The organism is Streptomyces sp. NBC_01296 (assembly GCF_035984415.1).
GTDB lineage: Bacteria > Actinomycetota > Actinomycetes > Streptomycetales > Streptomycetaceae > Streptomyces.
In genome coordinates, this window is record NZ_CP130720.1 from 8,533,850 (window position 1) to 8,546,575 (window position 12,726).

Sequence of the window (12,726 nt, forward strand, 5' to 3'; positions counted from 1 at the left end):
CCACCCGCACACGCACGAAAGGACGCGGTCATGGCCACGCTGCGCGAACGCAAGACCTACCGCGATCAGGTGCTCCGGGTCCTGTACGAAGCCGTCGAAGGCAACCGCCTCCTCGGTATCACCGGGGCGCAGCTGCGGCGCGACCTCCACGTACCGGAACAGGACCTGGCCGCCGCCTGCACCTACCTCGCGGGCGAAGGCCTGATCACCGTCGACTGGGAACCCGGCAACACCCCCGCGATGGTCACCCTTACCCACGAGGGAATCCGGCGCATGGAGGCCGAGGAGGAAGAGACGGCCTAGATGCGGGCGAACTTCTCGGTCTGGTGGGCGAACTCCTGAGCCATGGCGGCGCTGACCGTGGGCCTGGTGTCGCCGATGGTTCCCAGGTAGTCCTCGGTGGTGGGGCGGGCCCGGGTTCCGGTGTCGAAGGTGCGCTCGAACTGGACTTGGGAGACCGTACGCGCCACATGGGCGATGTCGGCAGGGGTGAACCCCTCGCTGGCGGTCGCCAGCACCGCGCTGTCGGCCTCCGCGCCCGCTCGGGCCAGGTAGCTCTGCCACAGCGCGGTCCTCGCGCGGTCATCGGGCGGGCCGATCGGCAGCACGTAGTCGAAACGGCCGTGCCGCAGGAACGCGGAGTCGAGCGTGGTCACGTCGTTCGTGGCGCAGACGAGCAGCCGCCCGTCCTGGCCCCGGAACCGGACGATCGCCTTGAGCAGTTCGTTGACGACGCCGACCGCGGTCGCGTCCGCGCCGCTTCGGGTCCCCGCAATCTCCTCGACCTCGTCGATGAAGACCAGGACGTGGTCGAGCCGGGCAATCTCGTCGAAGCGCCGGTTCAGCCCGCTGGCCAGACCGTCCTCGGCGGCCAGCCGGGCAGGGAACAGTTCGAGGAACGGCCATCCCAGACGGCTGGCGATCGCGTGCGCGAACGTACTCTTGCCGGTCCCCGGCGGACCGAACAGCATCACCGCCCGCGGCAGCTCCACTCCGTGCTGGGCGGCCATTTCGGGATGGGCCAGCGGCAGCACGAGCCGCCGCTCGATGAGCTCCTTCTCCCTCTCCATGCCCGCGACCTTCTGCCACAGTCCTCCGGGCGGCAGCTCCGCTCCCAGCGACGCGAGCATGCTGACCGCCTGAGGGGTCACTCGCCCGCGCTTCTCGAAGAAGACCATGCCCGGACGGGCGCCGAAGCCGCAGTTGTGCAGGGCGGTGGCACCGGTCTCGCCGTCGGGCAGGACCGCGTGCACCGTTCGGATACCACCGGCGAACAGCCGGTGCTCCAGAGCCGTGATCAGGTCGCTGCCCAGCCCCTGGTGACGCCAGGCAGACGCCATGCTGATGCGCAGGATCCACGCCCGGTCACCCTCCACCCTGCTCACCGCGGCGCCGACCACCACCTCGTCCGCGGTGGCCACCACCGCAGGGTGGAGAGCCTGGAGGGCCGCCACGGCGTCCGAGAGCGGAAAGAGAGGTGGCTCTTCGGCCGTGCCGCTCTCCGCGTCGACTCGGATCACCGCTTCGAGATCATCCTGGGTGTAGTCCCTGACACGCCAACCCGTCATGGTCAGCTCCGCATGTTCGGCCGTACTCCCATCATCGATCGATGTGCGCGGGGCGCGCACATCGACCGGGCGAACGGTGTGGTCCAAGGCCTCCACGGCAACGCCGGTGCCGCGGACCGCCCGGGGAGCGTGCTGGCACGGCCCCTTCAGACCGGCGGCACTGGAGGGCACAGCGACGCCTCACGGCGGCAGATCCCCGCCTCGGTTGTCGTCGTCCGCTCCATGACGAAGCCCCAGGTCAGCGACCTGGGGCTGGTTTGTCACCAGACGAATCCCTTCACCACCGCGGGCAGGAAAATGCCTGGTAGCAGCCGGTCAGGCCCGCCGGCGGGCGACGGGACCCGACCGTGCAAGCCCTGCGTGATTCGGCCCACCGGGGAATCCGGAACGTGGAGGCCGCCGGGCGCGGAAGCCGTGTGGCGTGCCCGATCGCGGGGGAGCATCCTGGAGGCCACGCCGCCCGTGCAGCCGGACGCCGGCCCGCCGCCCGGTTGGAGGTAACAGGATGACCGTCGTAGGGCGCGGGGACCCGGACCTTTCGGAGAGCTTCGGGGAGGAACTGCTCGGGGCGCTCCTGGACCGGGCGCACGAGCTGGCGCCGCACATGCTCGTCCCGCTCGTCGCCGAGACGCTGGCCCGGATGGGGGGCCGCGAACCACAGATCCTGCTCCAGGACTACGGGCAGCAACAGCTGGTCCCCCTGCCCGTCGACGGCGTGGCCGCAGGTGACCCGCAGCCCATCGACCGGTCCGAAGCCGGCCGGTGCTTCCTGGAGTCACGCCCCGTCGAAGTCCTGACGCCCGACGGCGTACGGGTCCACCTGCCCCTACTGGACGGCGGCGACCAGGTGGGGGTCCTCGCGGTCACCCTGGACGTGATCGACGACGACGCCCGCCGCCTACTGTGCAGGATCGCGGGCTTGGCGGCCGACCTGCTGGAGACCAAGAACGGCTACACCGACCTCTTCTTCCGGACCCGCCGCAGCGAACCGATGAGCGTCGCCGCGGAGATCCAGTGGTCCCTGCTGCCACCGCTGTCGATGGTGCTGCCGCGCGTCGCGGTCGCCGGAGTCCTGGAGCCCGCCTACGCCGTGGCGGGGGACAGCTTCGACTACGCCCTGAACGGCGATGTCCTGCACCTCGCCATGGTCGACGCCATGGGGCACGGCCTGGACGCGGCCACTATGGCCACGGTGGCCATCGGCGCGTACCGCCACGCCCGCAGGATCAGCATCGAACTGTCCGAGATCTACCTCTTCATGGACCGGGCCGTCGCCGAGCAGTTCGACCCGGACCACTTCGTGACCGCCCAGATGATGCGCCTGGACACGGACACGGGGCGCCTCCAGTGGGTCAACGCGGGGCATCCCGCGCCGATGCTGATCCGCGCGCACCGCGTCGTACGCCGTCTGGACAGCCCCACGACCCTCCCCGTCGGCTTCGGAGGGGCCCAGCCGCAGGTCAGCGCGGTGGCGCTGGAGCCGGGCGACCGCGTCCTCTGCTTCACCGACGGCCTGATCGAAGAACACGAAAGCGGGCAGGAACAGTTCGGCGAGGAGCAGCTGATCGACTGGGTGAACCAGCTGGAGCAGGCTGACCACGGGATCCGCACGATGGCTCGGGACCTGTCGCACACCCTCAAGCGGGCACGCGGCGAAACCACCTCGGACGACGCGACGCTCGTCCTGCTCGAGTGGCGCGGATGACGGAGGGCCGTGCCACAACGTGCCAGTAGGGACGGTGAACAGCGGTCAACGAGAGGCGGGAGGAGGCAACCGGTACGAAGTCCGTCGGCGGTCGTTGCTGTTGGTCAGGCGCCATAGACGGGTCCAAGTGCCAGGTGATTCCCTAGGATGGTGGCGTACGTTCTCGATGAGGACGGTCATCTTGGCGTCGAACCGCTCGTCGGCCGGGTCGAGGTCCCTCAGTTCGGAGAGCATCCACAACACGACGTGGTGCTCCTCGACGCTTTCCAGGACGTGGCGTGGTCCTTGGTGTCGGGGGCGGCCTCACGGGCGGCCAGGTAGAAGATCTTCTCCTCGATCCAGGCGTGCGTGGTGAGTTCCTCGATCACCTTGTCGGCGATCTTCCGCTTGTCGGCATGCTCGTTGTCGCCGGCCTTCTCGAACTGCTTGAACAGCTTTTCCACCGTCTTGTGGTCATCCTTGAGAAGCACGATCCCGTCCACTGATTCCTCCTCACATCGGCGTACCGGGCGGCGCGGCCGACCGCGCCCTGACCCCGTTTACCCGGTGTGGATGGGAGAGCCCCGCCCGTGATGGGGTTTTGGCTCGGAAAGGCGATGCGCCTACGCCGTACGCCGACCGGCGTCAGCACATCACCGGCATGCCCTACCGGGGCAGGGCGTGCGGCCGGGTGCCAGTGAGGAGGCTGGGCGCATCTCCGCCAAGCTGATCGTCTACCCGACCGACGCGCAGGATTGGCGCAGGGTCCGCTACGACGGCGTCGCCATCGGGGCCGCGCACCGACCGACCGACGTTCGTGCCCTCCTCTCCGACACCGGTCAGGAGAACGCCGAGGACGTACCTCACCGACCCCGACGTCGTGGAATGGCGTGGTACCGGGCCCGAGGCGTGGGATACCTCCCGCTGAGGCACTCTCGGCATTGGCGGAAATGCTGCTCCATGCCGAGCCGCAGCGACCCCGGGGTGTGGCTAGGAGGCGCCACAACAACCGCTGGTCGACGGCACTCCGTGTGCCTGGAAGCTCAATTCCCTACATGTTTGCAGGTTCACAAAACCGCATATTCTAAGCGTCGGATTGCATACACAGGCCATATTGGACTGCTCGCGGACGCGGTTGTGGACGGTCGAAGTACGCGTCAGCTGACCCGAAGACCGACTGCCAGCGTCAGTTCAAGGACCCGGTGTGGCGATGCGAGATCCGGAAACAGCTCCCGCAGCTGCGACATCCGGTACCGGACGGTCTGGGGATGGACGAACAACGCCGCCGCCACCTCGTCCCGCCTGCCCTGGTGCAGCAGCCACGCCCGCAACGTCTCCTCCAGCCGTCGTGCGGTCGCGACAGGCAGGGTCCGCAACGGTGCGAGGGCTCGGGCACGCAGGTCTGCGAACGCGTCCACGTCGGCGCTCAGCACCAGCTCGGGCAGGTGGTCCTCGGTGTCGCGGATATCGCAGGAGAGGGAGCGCGCGCGTGCGGCTCGTGCGTACGAGGCGGACGCACGAGTCCATGGCCGGGCCGGGCCGACCACGGCGGTGCGGTCGGTCAGCTGCCGCAAGAGATGTGATCGGTCGGCATCGGGGACCAGCAGCACACCGGTGGCGTCCGGCAGATCGTCGAGGACGAGGGTGCTCGGGTCGAGCGCGCGGTAGGCAGGCCGGGCCTGGGCGGCGGGCAGCAGGACCGCGGTCAGTGATACCGGAGGCTGCCACCCGGCCCGCTGAACAGAGGCCAGCAGCACGTCCGGGCTCGCGCCGGCGAGGAGGTCGCGGGCCAGGTGTTCCAGGTGGCGCTCGTGGTCCCGGCCCCGGGCGGCCAGTTCGTCGGCGTGGCCAGCGGCGCTCGCGGCGGAGAGCTCGTCGATGTAGGCGAAGGTCAGCTCGGCGAACTTGGCGACCTCGGCTGCGGGCAGACCTGCGGGAACGGCACCCGCTGCCAGGCATCGCCAGGCCACGCGGGCGCCGACGCGGTAGGCGCTGAGCAGGGCGTCCATCGAACGGCCGTCGCGCACCTCGCCGCGGCCCAGCTCGTAGGCCGCGTCACCGGCGTCGCCGCCCGTGGCGGTCCCGCTCGCGCGGTCCAGGTAGTGCCCCAGAGCGGTGCGGACGGCTCGGCGGATGGTGGCGCCCATGCGGCCCGAGAGGGCGTTGGCGTAGGGAGGGACCTCGTCGATGATCGCCTGGACGACCTCGTCGGCGGTGGTTTTCAGCGCGGCCCGAAGTGCGGCGACCGTCGTCTCATCCAGGGCCAGTTCCGTGACTCTCCGGAGTGGATGGCTCATGATTTATTCCCTGCGAACAATTCAGTCGACCAGATTTACGTCCTGCGGTCAGGACTTTACCCCTTGAGGCGCATCAAGCTGGAGTCATGACGAGTGCAGCCCTCCGCAGTAGGGCGTGGAAACTGCTGGAGATGGTCACGACGCCGCTGCTGCCGTCGGACTACCTCGACCTGGTCAGCCCGCTGCGTGCGGGCGCTGACCTGCGGGGGCGCATCGAGGCCCTGCACCCCGAGACGGGTGACGCCGCGACCATCGTGATCAGGCCGGGACGGGGCTGGCGCGGTCACACGGCCGGTCAGTATCTGCGGATCGGGGTCGACGTCGACGGGAGGCGCCTGTGGCGTGCGTACTCCATCACCTCGCCGACCAACCGCCGGGACGGCCGCGTCACGATCACCGTGAAGGCGATCCCGGACGGCAAGGTCAGCAACCACCTGGTCCGCAGGGCGAAACCGGGCACCCTGATCCAGCTCGACCAGGCAACCGGTGACTTCGTGCTGCCGGAGGCCAAGCCCGCCAAGGTGCTCTACCTGACGGCCGGCAGCGGCATCACGCCTGTAATGGGCATGCTGCGCGACATCGAGTTCGACGACGTCGTCATGGTCCACTGCGCGCCACGGCCGCAAGACGTGATCTTCCGCGACGAACTGCACGACTTGGTCGCGGACAAGAAGCTGCGGCTCACCGAGGTGCACACCGACACGGACGGCATGCTCGACATAGCCCGTCTCGACGAACTCGTGCCCGACTGGGCCGAGCGCGAGACCTGGGCTTGCGGCCCCGCGGGCCTGCTCGGCGCCGCCGAAGAGCTCTGGAGCGAACGCGGCGTCCCAGAGCGCCTGCACACCGAACGCTTCCGCCCCAGCATCGTCGTCGCCGGTGACGGTGGCGAGGTCACGTTCAGCGCCACCGGCAAGACCGTCGACGCGGACGGCGCCACTCCGTTGTTGGACGTCGGCGAGGAGGCCGGCGTGCTCATGCCGTCCGGGTGCCGCATGGGCATCTGCTTCGGCTGCGTCACGCCGCTCAAGGCGGGCGCCGTCCGCGACCTGCGCACCGGCGAGATCACCGAGGCCGAGCCGGGCGTCCTCATCCAGACCTGCGTGTCCGCCGCGGCGGGCCCCTGCGACATCGAACGGTAGGAGCACCTTGACCGCCATCGACCCCACCGCCCACCTGACCGCGGAGCAGATCGAGGAGCTCGGCCGCGAGCTGGACGCGATCCGCGACGAGGTGATCGCCGGTCGCGGCGAGAAGGACGCCGCCTACATCCGTAAGGTCATCTCCGCGCAGCGCAAGCTCGAGCTGGCAAGCAGGGGCGTGCTGCTGTTCTCGTTCTTCCCGCCCGCGTGGCTGATCGGCACCGCCGGGCTGTCCGTGGCGAAGATCATGGACAACATGGAGATCGGCCACAACGTCCTGCACGGGCAGTGGGACTGGATGCGGGACCCGAAGATCCACTCCACCAACTGGGAGTGGGATCACGTCTCGCCGTCCGACCAGTGGCAGCACTCGCACAACGAGCTGCACCACACCTACACCAACGTGATCGGCAAGGACAACGACCTCGGCTACGGCATCATGCGCGTCGACGAGGATCAAAAGTGGCACCCCTTCCACCTCGGCCAGCCGCTGTGGAACTTCCTCAACGCCTGCTTCTTCGAGTACGGCATCGCGGCGTACGACCTGGAGCTCGGCAAGAACCTGCACAAGCGCCGCCGCAAGAACCCGGAGTTCCGCGCGCGGGCCAAGGCCGTGGGCCGCAAGATCCGCAAGCAGGTGCTCAAGGACTACGTGATCCACCCGCTGCTGTCGGGCCCGTCGTTCCTCACCACGCTCGCCGCCACGTTCACCGCGAACCTGGTCCGCAACATCTGGTCCCACTCGGTGATCATGTGCGGGCACTTCCCCGAGGGCGTGCAGGTCTTCGAGCGCCGGTCGATCAAGGGTGAGACGCGCGGCCAGTGGTACCTGCGCCAGATGATGGGCTCGGCGAACATCAGCGGGAGCAGGGCCATGCACTTCATGACCGGCAACCTGTCGCACCAGATCGAGCACCACCTGTTCCCGGACCTGCCGAGCAACCGGTACGCCGAGGTCGCGGTGAAGGTGCGCGCGCTGTTCGAAAAGTACGAGCTGGAGTACGTCACCGGGCCGCTGCCCAAGCAGGTGTTCTCCGCGTGGCGCAAGGTCTTCCGGCTCTCGCTGCCGAACAAGAGGCCCAAGGTCAAGACGCCGGACCGCGAGCAGGAGCTCGTCGCGGCCTGATTCCCGGTACCCGATGCGTTCGGCCGCTGTCGTCTCCGCGGCGCTGAAGGCGCCCTGCACGCCGCTCGTCCAGTCCAGGATCCGGACCGCCGCGCCGGCGGCCTCCGTGCCCCGGCAGTGCGCGTGGTGCCTGCGGGCGATGCCGTCCAGGTCGAGGCGGGAGGCGAAGGCGGGATGTGCCGCCAGCCGCCGGGCGTACGACCACACGTGCGGGTGGTCGGTGATGCGGTACACCGCCGCGAGCCTGCGACGTCAGTGAGAGGGCGAGTCAGGCTCATCAGCAGAACCACCAGTCACATGATCACTGTCAGAGGAAGGCGGCCGCCACCGCGCGCTGCGAGCCGTTGAGGTAGTGCTCGCCGATGGGGTCCGCGTCCGCGCCGGGCGACCGGTGTGCGCGGCCGCCCCGGCTGAGGTCGCGTGCTTCGGTGAGCGCGCCCTCGGCGATGCCGAGGCCGACGTGGCACAGGGCGAGCCGGAGCGCCGGCTCGGCGAGCGCGGTGAAGGGCGCGGTCGACTCCTCGTCCTGCGGCCGGCGGCCCAGTACCTGCGCGGGCGCGACGGCGACCCGCTCGAGGGCCACCCGGCCCGCGCCGGCGACGCGCTGCCCGAGGCGGTCGTGGGCGGGCTCCATGGTCACGCCCGGCGCCTTGGAGGGGATCCGTACGACCAGCACGTCACCGGTCGTGGTGCAGGCGGCGTCCAGCACGATCTGGTCGGCGACGGCCACCGCCGTGTCCACGGACCGGGACCCGTTCAGCACGTAGCCGCCGCCGCGCGGCCTGAGCGTCAGGTCCGGCCCAGCGGTCTCATCGTCGGGGGAGGGGACGTGGACTGCGCCGTCCACAGCCACTGCCCGCGCACCGACTCCTCCTCGAGGGCGGTGGCGAGGTGGTGACCCGCGTAGAAGCGCCCGCTCCGCGCGTGCACGTAATGGCGGGCGAGGACGTCTCCGACGGAGCTGTCCGCCGCGGCTATCTCCCGTATGACGGCGCATCCGGTGCGCCAGTCCGCCCCGCGGCCCGGCCCGGGCGGAGTGAGGGCCGCGGGCAGGCCCGCCTCGCGCAGCCTGGCCGTCTCGTCGGTCGGCGGCCTGCCGACCTGGTCTCTGGGGATGGCGTCCGCGGCGAGGTCGTCCGCCACGGCACGGGCGGTACGCAGGATTGCGCCCCGCCGCTCGTCGGCGGAGCGGCCGCCGGCGGTGCTCGGCGTCACCGACAGGCCCGCGTGCCGCTGCGGGGCGCGGGGGACGGGCGGGCAGCGGCGTCGGGGGGAATCGCGGTGCTCATGTCGCCTACTCCGGAAACGTTGTCGGGCGGCGTCGGCCGGTTGGCCGGAGGGGTCCGGCTCGGCGGAGTGCGGGCGGCGTCGGAGGACTGGCCGACGGCACTCACCAAACCCCACCTCTCCCATCGGATTGATAGGGATACTCGTCCGAAGCGGTCTTCCCGGCAAGAGTGTGGCCGCATGGTGGACAGTTCGGTCTTGGAATGAAAGACGGCACGGGTCACAGGCCCGTCGGCTCGAAGTCGGGAGAGGGGAGCGCGGCAGGACCACCCGTCAGGGGGCGGGTGAACGCGGGGAGTTCGCCTAAGCGTTCGCGATGACCAGCAGGGTGCGCGCGGCGGCGGGGCCCGTCAGGCGGCACCGGTGCGGGACTTCGCCCCGGTGGTGGGCGCTCTGGCCGGCGCGCAGGGTCAGCGGTGCCTCCCCCTCGACCTCCAGGACGATCTCGCCCTCCAGTACGTAGAGGAAGTCCTCGCCGGGGTGTTCGAACCAGCCGCGCTCGCCCTGGCCGGGCTCGAAGTGGTGCTCGTAGGCCTCCATCAGCGCGCTGCGCCCGCCGGGGATGAGGACCTGGGCGGTCTGCCCCGCGGCCTCGTTCACGCGGATCACCTGCGGGTCGCTCTCGTGGCTGACCGCACCCGGGCGTGCGGGCGGTCGCAGGAAGGCTCCCGGGGCGACGTCCAGCGCTTCCGCGATCCGGTAGATCGAGGTGAGGCTGGGTGTGGCGAGGCCGCGTTCGAGCTGGCTGAGGAAGGGCTGGGAGAGGCCCGAGCGGGTGGCGAGGACGGCCATGGAGACGCCGCGCTGTTTGCGGCAGCTCCGGATCACCCGTCCGACCTCGATCGCCTCTGGCGTGGGTTCGGGTCGAGACATGCAGGTGAACGTACCTCATCGCCGATGGAGGGCGGCCGGGCGCCCGGGCGAGGTTTTGCACTGCCGCAACACTCCCTTCATAAGCGTGGTCAATTATTGACCTCACTTATCAACGAGCGAGGAACCGAACGAGGAGCCGCCCCGTGCACGCCACCCCCTCACCGCCCGGCAGGGCCGTCAGCCGGCTCGGCCCGGCCCTGGGCTCCGCAGGTGCCGTGCTCGCGCTGTGGTACCTGCTCGCCAGGTCCGGAGCGGTGTCTCCCGGGCTGCTGCCCACCCCCGGTGAGACCGCAGCCGCGCTCGCGGACAGTGCCCGCAGCGGCATGCTGGCCGCCGATCTCGGCGCCAGCCTCGCCCGCGCCGGGCAGGGATTCGCGCTGGGCGCACTGGTCGGCAGCGCACTGGGCTTCGCCACCGGCTACCTGCCGAGGCTGTCCGCCGCCGTCTCCCCGGTGATCTCCTTCCTGCGGCCGATCCCGGCCATCGCGCTGGTGCCCCTCGCGACCGCCTGGTTCGGCATCGGGGAGACCGCCAAGCGCCTGCTCATCGCGTACGCCGTGCTGCTCGCCGTCTGGCTGTACGTTCACGACGGGGTCTCGCGGGTGCCGGCGACCCACCTGAGGGCCGCCCGGTCCCTGGGGGCGCCGCTGCACCGGCGGTTCACCGAGGTGCTGCTGCCCGCCGCCGCCCCCGCGCTGCTCGCCGCACTGCGCTACGGCGCATCGGTGGCGCTGCTCGCACTGGTGGCAGCTGAACTGGGCGGCGCGGACAGCGGGCTGGCGTACCGGCTCCAGGTGGACGGCCAGTTCCTGCGCGTGGACCGCATGTTCGCGGGACTGCTCGTCCTCGGGTTGCTCGGCGTGGCCGTCGACCTCGTACTGGCCGCGATCGGCCGCCGGTTCCTGCACTGGAGCGCGTCATGAGCCTCGGCGTACGACTGGAGGGACTGTCGGTCCGCTACGGGGCCGTCCCGGTCCTGGAGCCCACCGATCTGGAGCTCCCGGCGGGCTCGTTCACGGCGCTGCTGGGGCCCAGCGGGTGCGGCAAATCCACGGTACTCAACCAGGTGGCCGGTTTCCTGGGGCCCGCCGGAGGGCGGGTGACGGTGGGTTCCGACCCGGTACGGGGGCCGGGCCCGGAGCGGGGCGTCGTCTTCCAGCACTATGCGCTCTTCCCGTGGCGCACCGCCCGCGGCAACGTCGAGTTCGCCCTCAAGCGGCTCGGCCTGCCGCGCCCGGAGCGCCGCCGGCGCGGCCTCGCGGCACTGGCCGAGGTGGGGCTCGCGGACGGTGCCGAGAAGTACCCGGGGCAGCTGTCCGGAGGCATGCAGCAACGCGTGGCACTGGCCAGGGCCCTGGCCGCGGAACCCGAAGTACTGCTGCTGGACGAGCCGTTCGGAGCGCTGGACGCGCTGACCCGCACCCGGATGCAGACCCTGCTGCGGGAACTGTGGCAGCGCCGCGGCACCACCGTCCTGTTCGTCACGCACGACATCGACGAGGCACTGGCCCTCGCCGAGCGGGTCGTCGTCCTCGGCGGGACACCCGGCCGGGTGGTGGCCGACCACGCCGTCCCCGCCGGGCCGCCCGACCCGGACCTGCGCTCGCTGATCGCACGTCACCTCGGCTCCGACTGAGCCACAAGCCCAGTAGTCCCGACCCCCAAGCCCGGTATCCCCGACCCCCGACCCCGTACCAGACCCTGCTTGCACCTCCGTCCCCGGAAGGACAACCCTCCCCATGCTCAGACCCCGCGCCGTGGCCGCACTGTTGGCTGCAGCCCTGCTCTGCGCGCTCACCTCGGCCTGCGACTCCGGCTCCGGTCCCTCGGGCGGCGACCGCCCCGCCGTATCCCTCGCCGGGAGCGACCACCTCGGCGGAGCGCCCGTCTACGTGGCCCAGGAGCGCGGGCTGTGGTCCGCCGAGGGCATCGAAGCCACCGTCACCACCCAGCCCACTGGGCGGGACGCGCTGAACGCCGTGCTCGGCGGCCAGGCGCAGCTCGGCGTCGTGGGTGACCTGCCCGCCGTGACGGCCGCACTGGGCGGGCGCGAGCTGCGGATCGTCGCCGACCTGTCCCGGTTCTCCGACTGGCGCCTGCTGTCCCGCACCGACCGGCAGATCACCGGCTTCGCCGCGCTGAAGGGCCGCAAGGTCGGGGTTCCCCAGGGCACGAACGTCGAGTACGCCCTGTCGCGGATGCTCGCCTCCGTACAGCTGACGGCCGCCGACGTGACCGTCGTGAACCTCGCCCCGAACCAGGTCACTTCGGCGCTGGCCCGTGGGGACGTCGACGCCGGGGTCACCTTCCCCAGCTTCTACGACTCGGCCCGCACCACCCTCGGCGACCGCTACGCCGAGCTCCCCTTCACCGGCTACACGGCCCGGACCTTGCTCGTCGCCGGTCCGAAGGCGACCGAGGAGACCACCACGGCCGTGCTCCGGGCGCTACTGAAGGCCCAGCACGAGATCACCGCCGACCCGGCCGCCGCGCGCAGCGCCGTACTGGCCCAGTCCAAGGGCGCGCTCCAGGCCGGCTACGTGGACGCCTTCCAACCCCGCTACGCCTACGGCGCGACCCTCTCGCCCGAGCTGCTGGACCAGTTGGAGCACGAGGCCACCTGGGCGAAGACCGCCCAGAACATGCCGGGCTCCGCCGACCGCGCCGCACTGCAGCGGCATCTGAACCCCGGGCCCCTGAGGGCCGTCGACCCGGCCGCTGTCACCGTCCGCTGACCCACACCCCACCC

Annotated in this window: 13 protein-coding genes and 1 pseudogene; 7 read left to right on the forward strand and 7 right to left on the reverse strand. The window is 70.8% G+C overall.

Going from position 1 to position 12,726, the window contains the following annotated elements:
• The first annotated feature begins 30 nt into the window (after positions 1 to 30).
• Positions 31 to 303 (forward strand): hypothetical protein, encoded by a 273-nt coding sequence (locus OG299_RS38935; protein ID WP_327364211.1) that lies wholly within the window; start codon positions 31 to 33, stop codon positions 301 to 303.
• Here the strand turns inward: OG299_RS38935 and OG299_RS38940 are convergent.
• Entirely contained in the window at positions 300 to 1,568 is a 1,269-nt protein-coding gene (locus OG299_RS38940) for an ATP-binding protein (protein WP_327364212.1), read from the reverse strand. The two genes, OG299_RS38935 and OG299_RS38940, sit on opposite strands and share 4 nt — an antisense overlap.
• A gap of 505 nt (positions 1,569 to 2,073) precedes the next feature.
• Here OG299_RS38940 and OG299_RS38945 point away from each other — a divergent pair.
• Complete coding sequence (locus OG299_RS38945) at positions 2,074 to 3,273, forward strand: PP2C family protein-serine/threonine phosphatase (protein ID WP_327364213.1); 1,200 nt, start codon at positions 2,074 to 2,076, stop codon at positions 3,271 to 3,273.
• A gap of 218 nt (positions 3,274 to 3,491) precedes the next feature.
• Here the strand turns inward: OG299_RS38945 and OG299_RS38950 are convergent, their stop codons facing one another.
• Positions 3,492 to 3,755, reverse strand: coding sequence for a hemerythrin domain-containing protein (locus OG299_RS38950; protein WP_432762286.1), 264 nt, complete (start codon positions 3,753 to 3,755; stop codon positions 3,492 to 3,494).
• Positions 3,756 to 4,409: 654 nt separating this feature from the next.
• Positions 4,410 to 5,549 carry a PucR-like N-terminal domain-containing protein gene (locus OG299_RS38955; RefSeq protein WP_327364214.1) on the reverse strand — a complete coding sequence of 380 codons (1,140 nt, stop codon included), beginning with the start codon at positions 5,547 to 5,549 and terminating at the stop codon, positions 4,410 to 4,412.
• A gap of 86 nt (positions 5,550 to 5,635) precedes the next feature.
• Between OG299_RS38955 and OG299_RS38960 the strand changes: the two genes are divergently transcribed.
• Entirely contained in the window at positions 5,636 to 6,691 is a 1,056-nt protein-coding gene (locus tag OG299_RS38960; protein WP_327364215.1) for a ferredoxin reductase, read from the forward strand.
• A 7-nt stretch (positions 6,692 to 6,698) separates the two neighbouring features.
• On the forward strand, positions 6,699 to 7,817 hold the full coding sequence (locus OG299_RS38965) for a fatty acid desaturase family protein (RefSeq protein WP_327364216.1): 1,119 nt from the start codon (positions 6,699 to 6,701) through the stop codon (positions 7,815 to 7,817).
• A 63-nt stretch (positions 7,818 to 7,880) separates the two neighbouring features.
• On the opposite strand, the pseudogene OG299_RS38970 reads toward OG299_RS38965, so the two are convergent.
• The 4 genes and pseudogenes from OG299_RS38970 to OG299_RS38985 form a co-directional block, all read right to left on the reverse strand.
• Positions 7,881 to 8,057, reverse strand: a pseudogene (locus OG299_RS38970) (glutathione S-transferase family protein); the annotation flags it as partial.
• A 67-nt stretch (positions 8,058 to 8,124) separates the two neighbouring features.
• Positions 8,125 to 8,670 carry an acyl-CoA dehydrogenase family protein gene (locus OG299_RS38975; protein ID WP_327364217.1) on the reverse strand — a complete coding sequence of 182 codons (546 nt, stop codon included), beginning with the start codon at positions 8,668 to 8,670 and terminating at the stop codon, positions 8,125 to 8,127.
• On the reverse strand, positions 8,607 to 9,032 hold the full coding sequence (locus OG299_RS38980; RefSeq protein WP_327364218.1) for a hypothetical protein: 426 nt from the start codon (positions 9,030 to 9,032) through the stop codon (positions 8,607 to 8,609). The genes OG299_RS38975 and OG299_RS38980 overlap by 64 nt, the downstream gene beginning before the upstream one ends.
• Positions 9,033 to 9,407: 375 nt before the next feature.
• Positions 9,408 to 9,977 carry a helix-turn-helix domain-containing protein gene (locus OG299_RS38985; protein WP_327364219.1) on the reverse strand — a complete coding sequence of 190 codons (570 nt, stop codon included), beginning with the start codon at positions 9,975 to 9,977 and terminating at the stop codon, positions 9,408 to 9,410.
• Positions 9,978 to 10,120: 143 nt separating this feature from the next.
• Between OG299_RS38985 and OG299_RS38990 the strand changes: the two genes are divergently transcribed.
• The 3 genes from OG299_RS38990 to OG299_RS39000 all read left to right on the forward strand — a co-directional run bounded on the left by OG299_RS38990 (position 10,121) and on the right by OG299_RS39000 (position 12,712).
• Positions 10,121 to 10,900 (forward strand): ABC transporter permease, encoded by a 780-nt coding sequence (locus tag OG299_RS38990; RefSeq protein WP_327364220.1) that lies wholly within the window; start codon positions 10,121 to 10,123, stop codon positions 10,898 to 10,900.
• Positions 10,897 to 11,613: an ABC transporter ATP-binding protein gene (locus tag OG299_RS38995; RefSeq protein ID WP_327364221.1), complete on the forward strand. Its 717-nt coding sequence runs from the start codon at positions 10,897 to 10,899 to the stop codon at positions 11,611 to 11,613. Before OG299_RS38990 ends, OG299_RS38995 begins: the two co-directional genes overlap by 4 nt.
• 103 nt (positions 11,614 to 11,716) lie before the next feature.
• On the forward strand, positions 11,717 to 12,712 hold the full coding sequence (locus OG299_RS39000) for an ABC transporter substrate-binding protein (RefSeq protein ID WP_327364222.1): 996 nt from the start codon (positions 11,717 to 11,719) through the stop codon (positions 12,710 to 12,712).
• Positions 12,713 to 12,726 lie beyond the last annotated feature (14 nt).